Consider the following 20,913-nt stretch of genomic DNA (forward strand, 5'->3'; position numbering starts at 1 on the left):
ATTTTCTCTTAGTTTTTGATGTCAATGAAAGCATCGGCACGTAACTCATCAAGCCAATTGCCTAATACAATATCTTGCTTTTGTGCAATTAAAGCTTGCTCGGCATTCTTGCGTTTTACTTTATTACTAATATCCGCTTCTCTGCGACCTTCAACTTCTAAAATATGCCAGCCAAATTGAGTACGGAATGGCTTGCTGATATCGCCAACCTTGGTCTGGTTCATCATATCTTCGAATTCTGGCACCATGGTTCCTGGGGTGACCCAGCCTAGATCACCACCTTGCAAGGTTGAGCCTTGGTCTTCACTGTATTTTTTAGCCAGTTCCGTGAAGTCGTTGCCGTTTTTTAATTTTTTATAAATTTCGTCAGCAAGTTCTTTGGTTTGCTCTAAGTTTCGAATTTCATTTGGTCTCACTAGAATGTGTCGTACCTTGGTTTGCTGCTGCAGTGTTACATCAGGTGAGCGCTTTTCAATTACCCAAAGCAAATGAAAGCCAGCATTACTTTGTAATGGGCCAATAAGAGGACCTTTCTCTGTGTCTAAGGCGCGAACAAATAGCGGCGGTAGTTGATTTAGTGGGCGCCAGCCTAGGTCGCCACCTTCAATTGCAAATTGGCCGTCCGAGTTTTCAATCGCCTGCTGGATGAAATCATCTTCTGAGTTAATTTTACTTGCGATTTCAGTTATTTTTTCTTTTGCTTGTTCTGGGTCACTTGCTCTAATTAATAGGTGGCGAAAGTGAACTTGTTCCTTTTCTTTGGTAATGCTTGTCTCTGAACTGAGATAGTCATCAATTTCCTGGTCTGAAATGACGATACGCTTTTTGATGATCTCTCGCTTTACATTATTCATCAGTATTTCTTGTTCAATCTGCTCTCTGTATCGAGAGTAATCGATGCCTTTACTAGCAAGAACATTTTTTAAGCCTTGTAAATCAAGGTTCATGTTTTTAGCGACGCCAAGGATTGCGTTATCAACATTGGAGCTGGATGCTCTCATGCCAATTTTTCGAGCATAATTGACCTGCAATGTTTCATCGATCATTTGGTTTAGAATCTGCCGATGAATATTGTCGGTCATTACGCCACCAGGAACACGTTCTTTCACAATCTGAAAGCGATTTTGGATATCGCTTTCTAAGATAGGTGTTGAATCAACAATAGCTGAAATACCGTCGATTTTATGGGGGGCTGCCTGTAGATTTTGTAACGGCATCAATGTAAAAAAAATCAATGTAAAAAAAGAAAACAACTTCATGATTAATATCCAACTTTTCCTTGGTTCCAATAGTCGTTCGCAATGTTGGTTTCGTTGTTAGCTCGACCGGCAGTGCTTAAACCACGTAAAATAAATTGTAAAAAGACGCCTCTATCAAATATGTTGTCATCATTTAGCCAATCTTGATAGCTTAATGATACTTTGAAACAGCAATTCTCATAGCCTAGACCAGCAGTTTGTTTGGTGAAATCTTCTTTTAAAAAATCATAGTTGTACTGTGCAAAGGCAGACCAATTATTATTAACAGGGAAGATCGTTCCTATGCTGGCTTGTTCATTATCGCTTGTGGAGTTTGTAGTGTTTATTGAATTTAGGTAGCTTAAGTTGATTATAACGTCATCTATTGGCTCCATTGCCGCAATAAATTGTATTAAGTTTAATTCGTTGTTGTCTGCACTGTAATTCATGTAGCCTGTAAGTGTATAGCGATTACCATTGTAATTGGCCGACGTCAGCAAGTCGCTGCGCTTGCTTGTATCAATAGGGGTATCTTCATCCGTTTTTCCCGTTATACCAACATAGCGATCTTTTAAATAAAAGATCTGACCTGCTTTGAATGCCCATTTTTCATTATTGTTTTCATCATATAGGCGACTTTCTAACCCCAAGGTCACTTGTTCAGTATCACCAATGCGGTCATTGCCGTTAAAACGACTATGCGCGAAGGCTTGTGTATAGTTTATTGTTGGGAGACTAGCGTCAAAATTGGGAATAAGCTCTTGATCTTTAAAAGGGGAGTTTAGATAGTTTAATTTCGGCTCAAGAGTTTGTCGCCATACACTGTTTCCTAAGGGTAAGCGGCGTTCGAATATGACGGCGGAATCAATATAGCCACTAACATGTCCAATTGAGGTCTCGCTGTTCGTCATCTTGGTGTAGCTATGTAGATCGTAGCTTCGGTATTGTGCTAAAAGGCCTGTTGTTAAGCTCCCCCAAGCATTTTTAAAGTTTATTTTTGAGTCTTGATTAACCGCGAAGCGTTGTCCATCAAAGTTGGTTTCATCTGGATCGTGAAAATCAGTGTATTGAGCATCAACTTTATAATCTAAATAGGTTGTTGCTATACGGTATGAACTATCAACTCTCGGCAGCCATTCGAAAGGTTTATCAGCACTAGTATTGGGGGTTTCAAAGGTTAAGTAGGTGACCTTGTTTAGAAAGTTACCGTTGTTGATTGAAAGAAATGCGCTTTGCTCGTAGTGATCTTTTGTTCCAATCGAAGTGCTATTGGCTTCAGGTGTTTTATTTGGTGTTGGGTTATCTTCAAATAAAAGTCCAGCACTTAGGTGTGAGTTAAAAGATTGCGTCGATTTTAATTTGAGCAGCGTTTGCTCACCTTGTTCTTTTTCGGAGAAAGTTGACTGTTCGTAGATAGTTTCTCCGTATGGGCTTAGATGGCGTAGCTCTAAATCTATGCCTTCGCCTTTTTCTTGAATAAGTTGTGGTGTAATCGTTGCGTCGTAGTTCGGGGCTATGTTCCAGTAAAATGGCGCTGAAAGACTTACTCCATCTTTTAGAGAATAGCCAAAAGTGGGAAACAAAAAGCCTGTTTGTCGAATGTTATTTAATGGGAAACGTAGCCAAGGAAAGTAAAAAACAGGAATATTGCCAATGCGAATCTGTACGTGTTTGGCAGTACCAAATCCTTGTTTCGTATCTAGCTCAATTGAGCTGCCATATAGTTTCCAGCTTTCTTGATTGGGTTCACACGTTGTGAAAAATCCATCATCGATAAAAACAACACCATCTTGGCTGCGAGTTAATGTCTTGGCTTCCATCCGAGTACCGCTTCCGTGGTTAAGGTATTTGGCGTCTTTGAAGCTGTTTTCTTCACTATTATCGTTTGAAACATAGGCACTTGAACTGCGGATTAGAAGGTTTTTATTGCGTAAAGCAACGTTGCCTTGGGCTTGATAATACTGGTTAGGTTTTCCCTTTATGTTATCAGCCGATAGAGAGTAAAGCGGTTTTACTATTTCTGCGGCTCCTTTAAGGTGAAATACTTCACCTTTGTCTCGAATAATAAGATCTGCGGTAAGGTCAGTCCCTTTTTCATTCGTTGCTTTCCAGCTATTAACATAAGAGCCTTGGCAATATTGACTTAACTGCGCTTGTTGTTCCGCTGTTAAAGATTCTCTTGGAGCCCAATCCCATTGATTTACCTGTGCATGTGCGATAGGCAAGATGAAAAGACTTTGAAAAAATAATGTGTAGATGCGTAAATGCTTAACCATGCAAGGTATACTTGTTTACCAATAAATGTTGTCCGAAATCGGATACTGCCAATAAGCGGTTCCACGTAATAAGACAAATGATAATCTATGCAGGCCTATAGGGGCTACCGATTCTGGAGAAATATCTTTATGTGGAAAATTGTTTGCGCAGTTTTGGGTTATATATTAGGTGGTTTTTTAGGTGGTTTGCTGGGATTTATTATCGGCGGAGTTATTGATAGAGCGCAGATTGGTGGGGCTTTCGGTAATGTTCGTGGACGTGCAGATGTGCGCCTTCAGCAAGAGATTTTTTTTCGTACATTATTTCTTTTGATGGGGCGATTAGCTAAGTCAGATGGTCAAGTATCTGAGGCTGAGATTCAATTAGCGCAGTCTGTTATGCAGCGTCTTCGTTTATCTACAGCTGCGCAAGAGCAAGCCAAACAGTTATTTAATGAGGGGAAATCTGCAAACTTTGATCTGACTTCTGTGTTGAGCAACTTTAGGCAGGTCGTAGGTCCAGGCGATTTAACTCGTACTTTATTAGAGGTTTTGCTGGTTTCTGCTTATGCCGATGGCCATTTTAGCGTAGAAGAAAAATCTTTTGTGTCTCAAGTTTGTGCTCATCTGGGGGTCTCTGTTGCGGAGTTTGAAGCGCTTCATATCCAAGTTAAGCAGCAGGCTCATTTTAGACAGGGTTATCAATCCTCTTCAAATAATATGGAGTCAAAAGACCTGTTAAAAGCGGCATATGAGGCTTTAGGTGTAACACCTGATATGAATGATGCGGAAATCAAAAAGGCTTATCGACGACTAATGAGTAAAAACCATCCTGATAAATTGAGTTCACAAGGACTACCGGATGAGATGATTGAATTAGCTAAAGAGCGAACACAAGAAATTCAGTCTGCTTACGAAATGGTTAAAAATTCTCGTAAATAGTATTTTTTAATATGCGTTAATCATTTATTGGGCTTTGATAAAAAAGCCCTTTTTTTACGCTTGGTAATGCCTTTCGCTGGTTTATTTGGCTGGTATTCTGTTTCAAAAAGCCGCGTACTCTTTGGATTAATAGCGGTTTATTCTTTTTTCCATTTACTCTATCTGGTAAAGCGTCTATTTGGATAAAGTCGCCTTTTTTCTCTATCCTTTGACTGGCGGCTTGTTTTCGCCATATTGCAAACTGGTCTCTCCCTGATTTGTTGACGTAATAGTCGAGTATTGGCTGAGCAACTTGACGAATTTGTTGTGCGACTTCGTAGTCAGATAGGTTTGGTGGAGACTCTATATCGATAAGAACTAAGGCTTCAGCAGCATCTTTGTTAGCTGATAGGAACCCTAGAGCGTAGCTTGCCCCCGTCCCATAACCAAGCAAAGTGAATTGGCTCACACCTTCTTCTTGTGCTTTGTTTATTGTCGCCTGTATTCGAGCGAAAACCATAGGTTGGTTTGGTAGTTCATTTAATGGCTGTGTATCGTCTGCTGTTGGAGAGGGGGCTTTCACCGGTTTCGCACGCTTGATAATGTCAGGAACTTCAATAGACACAGTGCACCAGCTATGCTCTGGCATGGCATCGCGTAATGGCCCAATGGCATCAGGCCAATCTGGGTGTTCATTGTCTGAATGCAGCAAGATTATACAGCCTTGGGTTGAGCTGGTGAGAGACGGTCTATATAGAGTGAGGAAAGACTCTCCATTCGCTTCCAGTGTTTCAATTTGGTGATCTAGACGTTTGATTTTTAGTGATTCTTCAAGTGCTTCAATTCGAGAGGCCTGTGGTTTTGGTACAATGTATTTTTCCGTGCTCTTTTTGGGTGTATCTTGAGGCTTAGTTGTTGTATCGCCTGCAGGGGCTTGAGAATCTTCAGCCCAAAGATTAGGAACTGTGAACAAGGATAGAAGTGCCATGATAAGGTAGCGCAGTGCAGTAAATTTATTCATTGTTTTCAATACTTCTTATAAAGGCCTTGTTAAAATATGGTCTAAATTTTCACTTTGCGACCTTTATTGTGTCACTGCTGGAGTCAGATATGAACGATTTTATCATTGCCCCTTCGATCCTTTCTGCCGATTTTGCTCGATTAGGCGAAGAGGTCGATAAGGTCTTGGAAGCCGGAGCGGATATCATACACTTTGATGTGATGGATAATCATTATGTTCCTAATTTAACGATCGGTCCTATGGTCTGTAAAGCATTGCGCAAGCATGGGGTTACGGCTGACATTGATGTGCATTTAATGGTGAAGCCGGTTGATAGTATGATTGGTGACTTTATTGAAGCGGGCGCTTCTTATATTACGTTCCATCCAGAAGCCAGTGAGCATATTGATCGATCTTTACAGATGATTCGGGATGGTGGCTGTAAAGCGGGTTTAGCAATCAACCCGGCAACGTCTCTTGAACATTTAAAATATGTGCTGGATAAAGTCGATATGATCTTGCTGATGTCTGTTAACCCTGGTTTTGGTGGTCAGTCTTTTATTCCTAGCACGCTAGATAAGTTACGCGAAGCTCGTGCATTGATTGATGCCAGTGGTTACGACATTCGCTTAGAAGTGGATGGCGGCGTGAGCGAAAAAAATATTGCTGAAATCGCTCGTGCAGGTGCTGATACATTTGTGGCGGGTTCCGCTATTTTCGGTAAAGATGATTACAAATCTGTGATTGATGCAATGCGTAGTGAATTGGCGAGTACACGTTAATGAAAACACCAAGCTATTTTTCAAAGTGGTTTGATGGGTGGCCAGAGCTGGTTTGTTTAGACCTTGATGGTACTTTGGTGGACAGTGTGCCTGATATAGCGGGTGCTGTGGATGCTTTTTTGGTTGAGCTTGGTGTGTCACCAGCCGGTGAAGAGCGAGTTCGTGGTTGGGTGGGTTTTGGCTCATCTAAGCTAATTGAGCAAGCACTTGAGTGGGCCGGTATTGATTCGGATAAATATGAAGAAGCCTATCGCATTTTTCTAACACACTATCATGCGCATTTGACTGACGGTACGACTCTTTATCCTAATGTAAAAGCGCTGCTAAAGGCTTTTAAGCATAATGGTGTACCTGTTGCTTTGATTACGAATAAGCCAAGTGTTTTCGTGAAACCTATGCTTGATCATTTTGAAATCACAGAGCAATTTGGTTGGCTACTAGGCGGTGATACTCTAGAAGAGAAAAAGCCTTCTGCTATGCCTTTACTTCACTGTAGTGAGTCTATTGAAGCTTTGCCTGAAAACTGTCTTATGATCGGTGATTCAATTACAGACTATAAAGCCGCAAAAAATGCTGGATTTAAATGTGCTCTAGTGACTTATGGTTATCACCAAGGCGTCGATCTGAATGGACTTGGTGCGGATGCAATAATGGATGATTTAGCCGAGCTATTAGTCTGATTTCATTGTTTCCGTTAGATAAAGTAAAAGGCCAAACTGCTTCAGTTTGGCCTTTTTTACACTTGTTAGAAATAAAGTAAAGGGGTTATTTGTTGTCAGACTTTTTCGCAGATGACTCCGTTGCCTCTTGCTGTACTTGATTTTGCTTGGATGATTTTGATTGCTCTGACAGTAGTGTCATTTGACTATCATCTGCCATATGAACCGTATGTGTTGGGAAGGCGACCTCTGCATCATGAGATTCAATAATCTGCATCGCTTTGAAGAGCACATCTTGTTTTACGTCGTGAAACGTTCGCCAATCCACTGTTTTTGTATAAGCATAAATGAAGAAATCTAGGGAAGATGGTCCGAATTGATTGAAATTCACCATATAAGTTTCGTTGGTATCTAGATCTTCATGATTGGCAACCATGTCTTTTATTTCTGAAAGAATAGTAGATAGAAGATTGAAGTCACAGTAGCGGACACCGATGGTCTCGTTGATACGACGATGCGTCATACGAGAGGGGTTTTCAACTGAAATCAATGAAAAAGTGGAATTTGGTACATATAAAGGGCGCTTGTCAAAAGTGCGAATGCGGGTTTGACGCCAGCCAATGTGTTCAACAGTTCCTTCAATGTTTTGATCGGGGGAACGAATCCAGTCACCGATGGCAAAAGGTCTGTCTAAGTAAACCATCAAACCGCCAAAAAAATTGGCTAGCAAATCTTTAGCCGCGAAACCGACGGCAATACCGCCAATACCGCCAAATGCTAGTACACCTGAAATACTGTAGCCTAAAGTTTGTAAGACGACTAATACAGAAGTAATGATTACCGATGCTCGGAGTAATTTACTGATGGCACTGGCTGTTGTGTAATCTACCTTAGTTTTGACTTTGTTTGATCGCGTTAGAGTACGTTCACTCTCCGATATGCAGCGTAAAATAAACCAAGTTAGTATAACAATGACACCCACTTCACGAATGGCTTTAATAAGGGAGGAGAAGTCTGGGTCTATTTCCGTACCGGAGATTTCAGCTGCGATACTTAATCCGGCTACCCATATAAAGACACCAATGGGTTTTTGGGCGGCATGAATTAATACATTATCCCAAGGGGTTTTGGTTTTTTTAAGTTGTTGGTCGATGCGCATTAAAATGCGAGTGGCGATAAAATTAATGATAAGTGTGCCAAGGACGACTAAAAAAACACGCACAACCCAGTGCATCCTAGTATCACCTAAGCCCAAATATACTTGCATTGTTTCCCAGTTCATTATGCTTTTTCTATCCCTTTGTCTTATTTGTGAGAAGTTTGGTGGTCTAAATTACATTACTTATATAAGCAGTAGAGTTCCCAGCCCTAAAAAGGCAACGAACCCTGCAATGTCGGTCACTGTTGTTAAAATAACTGATCCAGATAGGGCTGGGTCAATGCGTAATTTATCCAGTAGCACAGGAATAAGAACGCCTGACAGAGCCGCCATTAAAATATTCACTATGATGGCTAAGCCAATGACCCCACCGAGCATTGGGCTTTCAAACCACCATAAAGTGACAACGCCAATAACAATGGCCCATAAAATGCCATTTAATCCACCCACTTTAAGTTCTTTAGCTAATAAGGATTTTAAGTTGCTACGAGTGATTTGCCCAAGTGCTAAGCCTCGAACAATTAGGGTTAAGGTTTGACTGCCGGCAATCCCGCCCATGGAAGCCACAACAGGCATCAATACGGCTAGTGCGACAACTTGCTGGAGTGTTGCCTCAAAAAGCCCGATGAAGGCAGAAGCTAAAAATGCCGTTAATAAATTAATTCCAAGCCAAATACCACGAGTTGCCGCACTGCGCTTTACGGGAGCAAATAAATCAGATTCTTCATTGAGACCGGCGATCGACATTTGTTGAGCTTCATGTTCTAAACGCCATGTTTCCATAGCAAGTCCTGAGTGAAAGCGACCTAGTAAAATTTGATTCTCATCGACAACAGGTAGTGCTGATAAAGACGAACGCTCGAGTTGCTCAGCTGCTTTTGTTAATTCAGTATCTGATCGAATGAAAGGACACTCTTCATCAATCAAACTGGAAATAGGTTCATGTCCTTGGGCTTTAAAAAGTCTATCGAATTTTACGCAACCAACCCAGCGGCCTGTTCTGTTGACCAAGTACACCATATCTGTGTAGTCTGGGATGTCTTTTTTCAGCAATCTCAAAGCTTCCGAGGTGCGAATGGATTGAGAAGCTATTAGTAGTTCATGGTCAATCCAACGACCAACAACATCTTCATCGTAAACAATACCTTGTTGGTAATATTCACGCTGTTTGTTATCCATTTGCTTGAGAGCAAGGTCGACCAAGCGGTCTGGAAGTGAGTCTGTAATTTCCAGTAAGTCTTCAGCGTCAACATCAGTAAATAATGCTTCTATTTCGTAGTCGTCGAGTTCTTTTAACAGTAACTGACGAGATTCACCGCGCATCTCAACTAAGATATCAAGACGATTGGCTTGCTTTATATTGGCCCAAGCCTGACGTCTCTGAATAAGAGGGATGGATTCAAGGGCGAGCGCCACATCATCTGGGGTTAACTCAGAAATGGCTTTGTTAACAGACTCTGGAGAGTACTCATCATGAATGAGTGTTTCTATAAGATCGGCGACTTGGCTGTGCACTGATGGGCATCCTTAAAACACGGAATAATGACAGTAAAGATAACATGCTTTTTAGTGTGCGGTATAACCGCTTGTATATCAAACAAGGCTTTGTTTTTACATGATTTTATCTAGAAGCTTGCCGAGAATTGAATAAACCAAAAAAAATATCATGTTTGTTGATAGAGGGATGCAATTTTACTTGTCGCTTTATCGGTTTTGATTGTCTTGTCTGGCAAGACAGAGTGATCATGACAGTGTAGAATTTAGCGCACTTTAAATGATGGTTCTTTTATTAGTGTAAGCTTTTCTTTGCGTCTCATTGCGGTTTGTTACGGCAGTTAGTGCAGGTCTAGGCTGTTTTATAGGCGTGTCTCCTCTTTTATGTTATTGATGATAGATAACTACGATTCATTCACTTATAACCTAGTTCAATACTTTCGTGAGCTGGGGGCCGATGTTTGGGTGTACCGTAATGATGAAATTACAGTTGAAGATATAGCGCGGCTGGCACCGTCACATTTGGTTATTTCTCCAGGGCCCTGTACTCCAAATGAAGCGGGGGTTTCCATGGCCGCTATTGCTGCTTTTGCAGGCAAAATTCCAATATTGGGTATTTGCTTAGGCCATCAAAGTATTGGGCAAGTCTTTGGCGGAAAGGTAATTCATGCTAAAAATGTCATGCATGGTAAAACCTCGTTAATTTATCATAACAATAGCTCGGTTTTTTCTGGGGTACCTAACCCACAAACAGCAACACGCTATCACTCTTTGGTTATTTCTGCTGAGACGCTACCAGACTGTTTAGAAGTCACAGCGTGGAGTAAAAATATGCAAGGTGACAACGAGGAAATTATGGGAATTAGACATAAAACGCTTGCCGTTGAAGGGGTGCAGTTTCATCCTGAGTCAATTCTAACAGAGGCAGGTCATGCCTTATTAGCAAACTTTTTAACTCGATAGGAGAGGCTGGTGGATATTCAAAAAGCGATTGCCGCAGTTGTTGAGCGCCAAGATTTGAGCGGTGACGAAATGCGAAAAGTGATGAATGACATCATGACGGGAAAGACCACCTCTGCTCAGATCGGCGGTTTTTTAATTGGTCTAAGAATGAAAGGTGAGACTGTCGAAGAAATAACGGCCGCCGCTCAGGTAATGCGAGAACTATCTAGCAAGGTGCATCTAGATCTTGATCACGTAGTAGATACTTGTGGTACAGGGGGAGATGGCGGTAACTTGTTTAATGTCTCCACGGCATCTGCTTTTGTAGTCGCTTCAGCGGGTGGTAAAGTGGCAAAACATGGTGGACGTTCAGTATCGTCAAAATCTGGTAGTGCAGATGTTTTGGAGCAAGCTGGAATTTATCTTGGTCTTGATGCGGAGCAAGTTTGTCGTTGTGTAGAAGAAATTGGTTTAGGGTTTATGTTTGCTCCTAATCATCATTCTGCGATGAAATACGCCGTTGGTCCTCGAAAAGAGATGGCAACACGGACAATTTTTAATTTGCTTGGTCCTTTAACTAATCCTGCTAATGCGAAATGTCAGGTTATGGGGGTGTTTCATCAAAAATGGGTTCGCCCCATTGCGGAAGTATTGAAAGCGCTCGGTAGTGAACATGTTATGGTTGTTCATTCTGAAGACGGGTTAGATGAAATTAGTATTGCTGCACCGACTTATGTCGCTGAGTTGAAAGGTGGAGAAATTCTAGAATACAAAATCTCTCCAGAGGACTTCGGTATTTCAACCCAGTCTATTGAATCACTTCAGGCTGTCGATGCAACACAGAGCCTTGCTCTGGTGAAAACTGCACTGGAAGGTAAAGGAAAAGTGAACCCTGCCAGAGATATAGTAGCGTTAAATGCTGGAGCCGCGATTTATGTGTCGGGTATTGCTGATACCTTAGCTGAAGGTGTCAATATAGCGGAAGATGTCATTGGGGGTGGTACAGCCAAAGTAAAAATGTCTGAGTTAGCCAGTTTTACTCGCTGTTTTATGAGCCCTGACTCACTGTAAAGAATAGGAAGGAGTATTAGCCCAATGCAATTAGAAACACCGACAATTTTAAAAAAAATTGTAGCTAGAAAGTATGAAGAGATTAGTGAGCGTAAATTACACACTCCCTATAATAACTTAGAAGTTGCAGCTTCGGTGGCTAATGTACATAACGCGCCACGAGGTTTTGCATATGCTTTGAGACACCAAATTGCTATTGGTAAATCGGGGGTTATCGCTGAGGTTAAACAAGCTTCACCTAGTAAAGGTGTATTGAGAGACCCTTTTATTCCTGCAGATATTGCGAGATCTTATGAAAAAGGGGGAGCTGCTTGTCTGTCTGTTTTAACAGATAGGGATTTTTTTAAAGGCCATGAGGATTACTTGGTTGAGGCGCGTAGTGCCTGTACGCTACCTGTTATTCGCAAAGACTTCATTGTCGATGAATATCAGGTGCTTGAAGCGAGAGCAATTGGTGCTGATTGTATTCTGCTTATTGCCGCATGCTTAAGTGGTGATAAATTGCGTGAATTGGACCAAATGGCACGTGACCTTGGAATGGATGTTTTGATTGAGGTGCACAACCGTCCAGAATTAGGTTTGGCGTTGGAGTATACCCAAACAGAGTTGCTTGGAATTAATAATCGTGACCTTCATACTTTCGAACTTAGTTTAGATCACACTTTCGAATTGATGGGGGATGTCCCTTCGGATCGTTTGATTGTGACTGAAAGTGGTATTCACACTCGTGATGATGTGGCTATGATGAGGCAAAAAGGTATTCACGCGTTTTTGGTTGGTGAGGCATTTATGGTTGCTGATGAGCCAGGTGAAAAGTTAGCAGATTTGTTCCAAATATAATAAAGAGCGTGCAGTAGCAGAATTAATTAAGGTTGAATGATGAAGACGAATGTTAGTTGGCAAGAAGATGTGCATTTTACGGCTGAAACTGGCTCTGGTTTTAAGGTTGAAATTGACGGTAATCAAGTTGCCGGTCCTCGACCTATGGAGTTATTGCTTGCGGGCTTAGGTGGTTGCACTTCTTATGATGTGGTTGGGATTTTAAAAAAAGCTCGTCAAGACGTGGTTTCTTGTGTAGCTCAAATTGACGCAGATCGAGCAGACACTGTTCCAGCGGTGTTCACTGAAATTCGAGTGCACTTTGTTGTGACAGGGCATAATTTGAAAGAGAGTGTTGTTGCTCGTGCAGTAAAGTTGTCTGCTGAAGAGTATTGCTCGGCTTCTCTTATGTTAGAGAAAGGTGGGGTGAAAATCGTTCATAGCTTTGAGGTGATTGAAGCTGACTAGGTTTGTTAAAATAAGAGCCTTTGGGCTAATGCTCCAGAAAGTCCGATTAAGCTTTTTAATCGGACTTTTTTGTGCCTCCTCTCTTATTGTTGATAAGTCACACTCTTTCTCAAATCACTCGATCTTCATTTAAAATATTCCTGTTGAACGGATCGAATTTGTACTGACCCTATCTTCAGAGCAAATATCAGGTGACAATGCTTACCTGAAGACGAAGTGTTTTGGTTGGTACCAAGGGCGACACTTTTCGAAATGAATTCATTAAAGAACTGTTCAGACGCTTAAATATTTGTTCGGTGGGGATCGGAGCTTCTGCTTCTCCTTGCTAAGAGTGACTTCTTTCAAGCATTGGTTCTGGTTCCATACAATGGCTTTTCCTGTGTATTGGCGAGCATTGGGGCGATGAGTGATTTGCTAAAGGTGATTTGACAAGGACTGAAAATATTCGCCATAAATGGTTTCATTTACCTTCCCCAGACACGACAGAATTATGAGAGCATTTCGGTAGTACTAGTAATGCAACCGTCAAGCATGGTGCTAATCCATTATGGAATTGAGTTAGGCTGATGAATACGCATTATCACATTACTTTTAAAGCTCAGGTTGAACATGATCGCAAGGCTGAGTCGAAGACCGGAATGTGTCTTAAGGAGTTAAGATCTTGTTTTGGGAGAGAAAGAAAACGAGGCCTAGTAGACCTCGTATGGTAAAGCAATCAAAGACAAGATATCTGGTATCTCGTAATGCTGTTTCGCTTAAGTGAACAGTATTAGCCAAGTAGGCTCCTTTATTATGACTAAAATGTTTTTTAAATTAAGCGTTTACGAATATTTACCACGACAATTTCTGCCAAAATTACGATAACAAAAATAGCCAGTAGAGACATGGCGACGCGATCCCATTGGAATAGATTCATTGAATCATCTAGCACTACGCCGATACCGCCCGCTCCAACCAAACCTAATACGGCAGACTCTCGGACATTAATGTCCCAACGAAATAATACGATGCTAAAAAAAGCAGGCAATACTTGAGGCCAATAGCCTTTTAGTAAAATCGACATCCAAGAAGCTCCCGTGGCTTTTAGCGCTTCAATAGATCCCATATTTACCTCTTCGATTGCCTCGCCAAGTAACTTTCCGACAAAACCAATAGAACGAAATGCAATCGCTAACACACCAGCAATAACACCAGGTCCAAAGATAGAGACGAAAAGTAATGCCCAAACCAATGAGTTTACAGAGCGTGAAGACACTAAGAAAAAGCGTGATATCCAATGACACCAAGTGGACTGAACAATGTTGCTGGCATTCATTAAGGCCAGAGGTACGGCAAAAATTAAGGTAATGAGTGTACCTAAGGTTGCGATATTTAGTGTTTCAACCATCGCGTCATGTACGGTATCTGGATAGTAGGCGAAATCTATCGGCCACATACGAGAGAACATATCTGCCATTTGCTCTGGAGCATCTAAAAGAAACTCTGGGATGACTTCTACTGATTGGATAGATTGCACAAAAGCGATAACGAGAACTAAATATACGGCATAACGTGACAGTTTTTGTTTGAGCGTAAAACGCTGCCAGTGATGATCTATTGTGTTCATGAAAATAGGCTCCTAGGTCAAACTAGCGAAAAATGCGTCGCACAATATTGGAAAGAAATTCCCCAAACATGATTAGAGCGATAATGATGATTAAAATGGCTGCGACAAAGTCGTAATCAAAGCGCTGGAATGCTGAGAAAAGAGTTCCGCCTAACCCGCCGGCACCGACAATCCCAACCATGGTGGAATTACGTAAATTGGAGTCGAGCTGATAGGTCGAAAAACCAATAAAGCGAGAAAACACCTGTGGCATAACAGAAAACAAAATAATGCTAGTAAACCCTGCACCTGTTGCGCGTATGGCTTCTACCTGTTTAAGAGAAATCTCTTCGATGGCTTCTGCGAAAAGTTTGGCTATAAAGCCAACGGATGCGACAACCAGAGTCAAAATGCCTGCTAAGGCACCGAATCCCACGCTTTTTACAAATAAAATGGCAATGATCACCGGATGAAAGGTGCGGCATAATGCGATAAGTGTTCGTATAGGTGTGCTGACCCAATTTGGCATTAGGTTACGAGCAGCAAATAGACCTAAAAATAAGGAAATGAAGATGCCGCAAATACTAGAAATAATGGCAATTTCAAGACTCTCAACTAGCCCACTCATTAATAATGACCAACGGCTAAAGTTAGGAGGAATCATGCGACCTAGTAAGTTACTTGCATGTCCTAAGCCTTCGTTAAAACGTTCCCAACTCAATCCCATGGCGTTAAAGGAATACGCCACGTAGCATAGGACAAGTAGCCAAATAGCGGTGACGAACCAGTTTTGTTTGAATGGATTGTCTCTATTTTGATTTGTGTTTATACCAGCCATGACTCACCCCCATAAATTTGTTTTAGGTGATCGTCAGTGATGCCATCTGGCGAGCCATCATAAACTACTACACCATTGCTCATACCTATCATACGTTTGGCAAAACGACTGGCCAGTTTTACATCGTGGATATTAACTAGAGCAGGTATGTTCTTTTCAGCGGCAAAGCGTTCTAGCAATTCCATGATTTCTACCGCTGTTTTTGGGTCGAGAGAGGAAGTGGGTTCATCGGCTAATAGAATTTTAGGGTTCTGCATAACTGCTCTAGCAATACCAACTCGTTGGCGTTGACCTCCAGAAAGGCTATCTGCGCGCTTAGTGGCATGCTCGCTTAAGCCAACAGCTTCTAATAAGTCAAAAGCCGTATTTATATCTTCTTGGCTAAAATTTCGACGCCATGCTTGCCATGCAGACATATAACCGAGGCGGCCCGTTAAGACGTTTTCAATAACGGTTAAGCGTTCAACTAAGTTGTATTCTTGAAACACCATACCAACTTGGCGGCGCAACTGGCGTAGTTGTGCTCCTCTGGCTAAACATAAATCGGCATTGTCGAATAAAATTTGTCCATCTGTTGGATCAATTAAACGGTTGATACAACGTAGTAGGGTACTTTTTCCTGTTCCGGACGGCCCAATAATGGCGATAATTCCGGGTTCGGTAACTTGAATATCTATTCCTTTTAGAATGGGGTTTCCTGCGGTGTATTCTTTTTTTAGATTCTGTACTTCTAAAAAAATTGTATGTTTGGCTGTGTTATCAGTGACAGACATGATGATTTCCTAAAGGCGAATAGGTCCAACAACCCGGTATTTGGGTTGTTGGTATTTTTAAAAATGTGGTTTTTAAAAAATTAGATAATGAGAGATAACCGTTTATTGGCTTTTGCTCGCGGCTTCTTTTTTGCGTTTTTTGGCTGCGGCTTTTGCTGCATCGGCTTCAGCTAACTGCTTAAGTCCTGCCTTGGTGTAAGCTGTACCAGATGAGTGGGCGATATCACGAATAACTTGCCAGTCTTCCTTGTAAGTTACTGGGAAGAAGCGATCTGCGCCGCCAAATGTTTTTTGCATTTCTGGTGGGAATCGGAAAGTGAAGAAGGCTTTTTTGATTTTTTCGACCAACTCTGGATTTAGGTCATAGGCATAGCCAAACGATGAAGTCGGAAATCGTGGGCTGGTATAAATAATACGGAAATCATCTTTATTGATACGTTTTGCATCAACCATACGTTTGAAAACATCAGAAGCAACGGGGGCGGCATCATAGTCGCCTGATAACACGCCCATAACAGATTGATCATGTTTGCCTGAATATTTCACTTCATAATCTTTATCAGGTGTTAAACCTAATGCAGGGAAAATGGCGCGAGGTGCTAAATTGCCTGAGTTAGATGAAGCGGAGGTATGAGCGACTACTTTGCCTTTTAAGTCAGTCATTTTCGTCAGGCCACTGTCTTTACGTACGATTGTAATGAGGTTGTAACCTTGAAAAGCCTCTTCTGTTCCTTTTACGGCGATGGGAACTAAACCGCCTAGGTTAACTGCGTAACCTGTTGGACCTGTAGAGAAGCCTGCAATGTGTAATCGGCCAGAACGAAGCGCTTCTACTTCCGCTGCGTTAGAGTGAACTGTGTAATACACCACTTTTTTGCCTGTTACTTCGCTTAGGTACTTTTGGAAATCACTGAATGCATCTTTGTATACGGCTGGGTCTTCAACAGGAGTATAGGTGAAGACTAAGGTGCTGGGGTCACGCCATTCACTTGAGTCTTTTGGCCGATCAGCAACCAGGTCATAGTCTTCGTCACAGAATTTATCATCCAGTACGCCGCGATAGTTGCAATCATCAGCTAGAGCTGTACTAGCACCAAATAGTAATGAACTAGAGAGTACTAAACCTGTTAATAGTTTAATAGGCATTATTGTTTTCCTCGTGATGTCTTTTTTATTGTTATCACCGGTCGGGAGGTTCCGTTATCGGAGATGAGCCAATCTCACTTACTGTAAGATTGACTGGTATAGAGCAAGGTAGATGCCAATACTAAAAAACTATTTAAAAACAAATGGTTAATTTTTTTATTTGATCAGGTGTTAATATATATGGGACGCTTTAGTCTCATATAAAAATGGAAATGGGTCATTCTTGTCCTTCTTCTTCTAATGATTTGAATTGCTGCTTATCTAGTTGGTGTTTTTTCATTTTCCGATAAAGTGTTTTGCGTGACATATCCAGTAACTCGGCTGCTTCATTTAATAGTCCGTTGGTGGCTCTGAGTCCTTCTTCGATAATGTGGCGTTCAAATTGATCCATGCGTTCTTCGTAACTGCCGTTTAGGTCTTCTTCGCGCTTGATCGATGCGAGCGAGTTTTCGCTAATGCCAAGTACAAACCGATCGGCTGAATTTTTCAGTTCGCGAACATTTCCTGGCCACTGGTGTTGAATTAAATAATCCAAGTACGTCGGCGTAATACTAGGTATTTCTCTTGAGAAATGTTCAGCAGCCTTTTGCGCATAGTGATGAAACAAGGGGAGAATATCTTCTGGACGGTCTCTAAGTGGTGGAATCGTTAAACTGGCAACATTGAGTCGATAGAAAAGATCTTTTCGAAATTTTCCCTCATCGCCTAATTGGGCAAGATTGTCTTTACTCGCTGCGATGACTGTGAGTTCGACCGGAATTGGGATTGTGCTACCAACACGTTCAATGGCTCTTTCTTGTAGTACGCGCAATAGTTTAATTTGTACTGGTAGTGGCATAGTTTCTATTTCATCTAGAAATAATGTGCCACCATTAGCTGCTTCGATTTTGCCAATATGGCGTTTGTTAGCGCCAGTAAAAGATCCTGCTTCATGGCCAAAAAGCTCACTTTCAATCAAACTTTCACTGATGCCTCCACAGTTTATGGCAATGAAACGACCTTTATTACGTAGGCTGAATTGATGTAGAGCTCTGGCAACCACATCTTTACCCGAACCTGTTTCGCCATAAATAATGGTGTCGACATTGGCTTGTGCTAAAGAAGAAATATGCTGGCGAATGTTTTTAATCGCAGCAGATTCACCAATGATAAAAGTCTCTAAACCTGTTTGTTGGGCGAGATTTTGTTTCAATTTGCGGTTTTCCAGAATCAGCTGTCTTTTTTCCGCTGCGCGTTGTAGTTGGTTGATCAATTGGGCGGGTTTTAAAGGTTTTTCAAGAAAGTCATATGCGCCTTCTTTCATTGCCTCGATGGCCATTGGAATATCCCCATGACCGCTCATAAGTAGAACGGGTAACTCATTATCTAACTTTTGTATGTGAGTCAGTAAATCCATGCCGTCCATTTTTGGCATTCTGACATCGCTGAGAATCACTGCAGGGCTATTTTTATCAAGCATGGCAATAGCTTTATCTGCTCTGAAATGGCTTTCTATTTGGAAACCCTCTAGTTCTAACATTTCTGTCAATGCTTCGATAATGGTCTGGTCGTCATCAATAATGATTATTTTTATGGTGTTAAGCATTTATTTCTCTGCCTTTTTTAAATCTAGAGTAAAACGGCTTCCTGTCTCGGGTGTAGAAGAGACTCTAATTTGGCCGCCAAAATCTTGAATGATGTTGTAGCTTATCGATAAGCCTAGGCCGAGGCCTTGACCCACTTCTTTTTGGGTGAAAAATGGGTCGAAAATTTGTTCCAACTGGCTTTCTTCAATGCCAGTTCCTGTATCCGTAACATCAATCATTACTCTGTCATCTTGCTCACAGACTGTTATGGATAACTGCTTGATAGACGAGCTTGATAAGGCATCAACCGCATTGCTAATAAGATTGACCATGACTTGTTCTAGCCGAATGGGTTCCGCAAGAACATATAAAGGTGCTGAGCTTGTGTGATAGTTGAGTGTGCAACACTGGTCGATTATCTGACTAGACATCAGCTCAATGGCATCTTTAATGACCGAATCTAAGGCGACAGGAGTTAGCTCTGTACCAGCAACCCGAGCAAATGCTTTAAGATGTTTGGTAATTCTGGTGATTTTGCTAAGTAACTGACTAATCTTATCTAAACTATTTTGTGCTTTTTCTACTTGGTCTTTTTCCATATGCCGCCCTGCTGTGTGTAAATGGCTAGCTACTGCAGTTAAAGGTTGGTTTATTTCATGGGTGATACCTACGCCAAGCTGCCCTAACGCTGCAAGTTTTCCCGCTTGAACTAATTCGTTTTGTGCCGCTTTTAATTGCGCCTCTGCGGCAACTCTTTCTTCGATTTCTGCAGCGAGAGCTTGGTTTGTCTTTTCTACAGCGATGGCCGTTTGTTGAAAATATTGGAGATCTTTGGCCATACTTGAAACCTCATCGTGACCAACAATACGTATTTTTGTGTCTAGCTGAGAACTAGCAATAGCTCGCATATTTCGTTGCAGTTCAATGATGCGTTGCAATACATTACGACGTACATAGAACCAAGAAATAGCGCATGCAATACTAAGGCTAATGAGAGACAGTAAGAGGATATTTCGAATACTGCTGTTGATGGATTTGATGGCATCTTCGAGCGAACCGCGGATGCTAGTATTGGTGTAATTGGTATATTGATTGATTTGTGCCGCTAATTGTTGAATGTGCTGTTGGCTATTTTCTAAGAGAAAACTTTGTTGATAGAGTAGATCCAGTTCTTCATTTTTTAGCTGAAAGAGTTCACCTTGGCGAGAACTCATGGTCAGTAAGTCGAGTAGTGATTGGCGTAACGGTAGCGGCACTTGTGGTAATAATGTCAGGTATTGTGCAATTTCAGAGCCGAGCTTTTCAAGTCGTAAAAAAGTGTAGTCCAGCTCATTAAAAGAAGCATCATTACTAACTTTTTCTATTAACCCTGAAAAATAATACAGCCGATTAATGACTTGCCCCAATTCTATAGAACGTTCTAACTGATCCATTTGAGCAATGAGGTCCTGAAATAAAGGAAAAATGAGCTGTGATTGTGTGGCTAGTTCCCGCCTTATAACTTCACGACGTTCTACACTCTGGTTTAGTAATGCTAAGCTGTTTTGAATTTGTGTAATGAGTTCAAGAAAATAGCGGTTGTAATCCGGTAAATTACGCATGAGCGCATCCATTTCATTGATGGCGGCATTCAATTCCTTCATGGTTTTCTCTCTGGATATGGATGCGTCACTGGTTACGAGTAGAGGGGCGTTGGCCACGATTTGACGGCTCTTATCGTTTAATCGAGCGGCGGCATCGAGTCCTGGGATATCTTGATATTTAAGTAACAACAGACGATCGCTAAGTTGAAGATACGTATTTGTTGCCAAACCGCTTGCAACAATCGTGATGGAAGATATCAGCACAAAAGCTAAGAACAGCCTGCCACCAATACCAATATTGCGCAGCCAAAAAAATGTGGGGTTACCCATTAATCTGTACCTTATTATTTTTATATTAGATTACTTAATGAAAGATTGATGCCAACTTTCAGGGCTTATTACTATGAGGTTTCGTTTATATTGAGGACAAAATTGTCCCATCACAAGTTTTTACTCTTTTTTTGTTTGTCCAACGGGCGTCGGTTTTTTTAGAGAGTAGAAGGAGTCATTTTGTATTGTTCTACTTTTTAGGAGAGCGGTAAAAAAATGTAGGTTTGATGGTTTCATCAGGAATATCATTCTATGATGATTTATTAGCCAAAATTTAGAGTAGGG

At 41.4% G+C, this 20,913-nt stretch carries 18 protein-coding genes; 7 read left to right on the plus strand and 11 right to left on the minus strand.

The window, feature by feature from the left end; all coding sequences use genetic code 11:
• Nucleotides 1-8 precede the first annotated feature (8 nt).
• Together C0J08_RS04390 and C0J08_RS04395 are read right to left on the minus strand one after the other, a co-directional pair.
• Nucleotides 9-1,259 (minus strand): peptidylprolyl isomerase, encoded by a 1,251-nt coding sequence (locus tag C0J08_RS04390; RefSeq protein ID WP_212654903.1) that lies wholly within the window; start codon nucleotides 1,257-1,259, stop codon nucleotides 9-11.
• Between the two features lie 2 nt (nucleotides 1,260-1,261).
• The gene (locus C0J08_RS04395; protein ID WP_212654904.1) at nucleotides 1,262-3,514 is read right to left on the minus strand and encodes an LPS-assembly protein LptD; all 2,253 of its coding nucleotides are present in this window, start codon (nucleotides 3,512-3,514) and stop codon (nucleotides 1,262-1,264) included.
• A 129-nt stretch (nucleotides 3,515-3,643) separates the two neighbouring features.
• Here C0J08_RS04395 and djlA point away from each other — a divergent pair, with 129 nt between their 5' ends.
• Nucleotides 3,644-4,435 carry a co-chaperone DjlA gene (djlA, locus tag C0J08_RS04400; RefSeq protein WP_212654905.1) on the plus strand — a complete coding sequence of 264 codons (792 nt, stop codon included), beginning with the start codon at nucleotides 3,644-3,646 and terminating at the stop codon, nucleotides 4,433-4,435.
• Nucleotides 4,436-4,451: 16 nt separating this feature from the next.
• Here the strand turns inward: djlA and C0J08_RS04405 are convergent, their stop codons facing one another.
• Entirely contained in the window at nucleotides 4,452-5,435 is a 984-nt protein-coding gene (locus tag C0J08_RS04405) for a DUF3530 family protein (protein ID WP_212654906.1), read from the minus strand.
• Nucleotides 5,436-5,524: 89 nt separating this feature from the next.
• Between C0J08_RS04405 and rpe the strand changes: the two genes are divergently transcribed.
• Together rpe and C0J08_RS04415 are read left to right on the plus strand one after the other, a co-directional pair.
• A complete protein-coding gene (rpe, locus tag C0J08_RS04410) occupies nucleotides 5,525-6,196 on the plus strand; it encodes a ribulose-phosphate 3-epimerase (protein ID WP_212654907.1) in 672 nt (223 codons plus the stop codon).
• Nucleotides 6,196-6,876 (plus strand): phosphoglycolate phosphatase, encoded by a 681-nt coding sequence (locus C0J08_RS04415; RefSeq protein WP_212654908.1) that lies wholly within the window; start codon nucleotides 6,196-6,198, stop codon nucleotides 6,874-6,876. The genes rpe and C0J08_RS04415 overlap by 1 nt, the downstream gene beginning before the upstream one ends.
• Nucleotides 6,877-6,961: 85 nt before the next feature.
• Here C0J08_RS04415 and C0J08_RS04420 read toward each other — a convergent pair whose 3' ends face one another.
• Together C0J08_RS04420 and C0J08_RS04425 are read right to left on the minus strand one after the other, a co-directional pair.
• On the minus strand, nucleotides 6,962-8,137 hold the full coding sequence (locus C0J08_RS04420; RefSeq protein WP_249344505.1) for a mechanosensitive ion channel family protein: 1,176 nt from the start codon (nucleotides 8,135-8,137) through the stop codon (nucleotides 6,962-6,964).
• A gap of 60 nt (nucleotides 8,138-8,197) precedes the next feature.
• The gene (locus C0J08_RS04425) at nucleotides 8,198-9,529 is read right to left on the minus strand and encodes a magnesium transporter (RefSeq protein ID WP_212654909.1); all 1,332 of its coding nucleotides are present in this window, start codon (nucleotides 9,527-9,529) and stop codon (nucleotides 8,198-8,200) included.
• A gap of 363 nt (nucleotides 9,530-9,892) precedes the next feature.
• On the opposite strand from C0J08_RS04425, the gene C0J08_RS04430 reads away from it, so the two are divergent.
• Genes C0J08_RS04430 through C0J08_RS04445 form a run of 4 tightly spaced genes read left to right on the plus strand, consistent with a single transcriptional unit; the run spans nucleotide 9,893 to nucleotide 12,808 of the window.
• Entirely contained in the window at nucleotides 9,893-10,471 is a 579-nt protein-coding gene (locus C0J08_RS04430) for an anthranilate synthase component II (protein ID WP_212654910.1), read from the plus strand.
• A gap of 9 nt (nucleotides 10,472-10,480) precedes the next feature.
• A complete protein-coding gene (trpD, locus tag C0J08_RS04435; protein ID WP_212654911.1) occupies nucleotides 10,481-11,521 on the plus strand; it encodes an anthranilate phosphoribosyltransferase in 1,041 nt (346 codons plus the stop codon).
• 24 nt (nucleotides 11,522-11,545) lie between these two features.
• Nucleotides 11,546-12,361 (plus strand): indole-3-glycerol phosphate synthase TrpC, encoded by an 816-nt coding sequence (gene trpC, locus C0J08_RS04440; protein WP_212654912.1) that lies wholly within the window; start codon nucleotides 11,546-11,548, stop codon nucleotides 12,359-12,361.
• 39 nt (nucleotides 12,362-12,400) lie between these two features.
• Entirely contained in the window at nucleotides 12,401-12,808 is a 408-nt protein-coding gene (locus tag C0J08_RS04445) for an OsmC family protein (protein ID WP_212654913.1), read from the plus strand.
• Between the two features lie 808 nt (nucleotides 12,809-13,616).
• On the opposite strand, the gene phnE (C0J08_RS04450) is transcribed toward C0J08_RS04445, so the two are convergent.
• From phnE (C0J08_RS04450) to C0J08_RS04475, 6 genes are all read right to left on the minus strand, one after another.
• Nucleotides 13,617-14,414, minus strand: a complete 798-nt coding sequence (gene phnE / locus C0J08_RS04450; RefSeq protein ID WP_212654914.1) for a phosphonate ABC transporter, permease protein PhnE — start codon at nucleotides 14,412-14,414, stop codon at nucleotides 13,617-13,619.
• 22 nt (nucleotides 14,415-14,436) lie between these two features.
• Nucleotides 14,437-15,231: a phosphonate ABC transporter, permease protein PhnE gene (gene phnE, locus C0J08_RS04455; protein WP_212654915.1), complete on the minus strand. Its 795-nt coding sequence runs from the start codon at nucleotides 15,229-15,231 to the stop codon at nucleotides 14,437-14,439.
• Nucleotides 15,219-16,004 (minus strand): phosphonate ABC transporter ATP-binding protein, encoded by a 786-nt coding sequence (phnC, locus tag C0J08_RS04460; protein WP_212654916.1) that lies wholly within the window; start codon nucleotides 16,002-16,004, stop codon nucleotides 15,219-15,221. The genes phnE (C0J08_RS04455) and phnC overlap by 13 nt, the downstream gene beginning before the upstream one ends.
• A gap of 102 nt (nucleotides 16,005-16,106) precedes the next feature.
• On the minus strand, nucleotides 16,107-17,150 hold the full coding sequence (gene phnD, locus C0J08_RS04465) for a phosphate/phosphite/phosphonate ABC transporter substrate-binding protein (RefSeq protein WP_212654917.1): 1,044 nt from the start codon (nucleotides 17,148-17,150) through the stop codon (nucleotides 16,107-16,109).
• Between the two features lie 217 nt (nucleotides 17,151-17,367).
• Nucleotides 17,368-18,735: a sigma-54-dependent transcriptional regulator gene (locus tag C0J08_RS04470; protein ID WP_212654918.1), complete on the minus strand. Its 1,368-nt coding sequence runs from the start codon at nucleotides 18,733-18,735 to the stop codon at nucleotides 17,368-17,370.
• Nucleotides 18,736-20,628 (minus strand): ATP-binding protein, encoded by a 1,893-nt coding sequence (locus C0J08_RS04475; protein ID WP_212654919.1) that lies wholly within the window; start codon nucleotides 20,626-20,628, stop codon nucleotides 18,736-18,738.
• Nucleotides 20,629-20,913 lie beyond the last annotated feature (285 nt).

Origin of the sequence: Marinomonas sp. CT5 (genome assembly GCF_018336975.1) — a bacterium.
Classification (GTDB): domain Bacteria; phylum Pseudomonadota; class Gammaproteobacteria; order Pseudomonadales; family Marinomonadaceae; genus Marinomonas.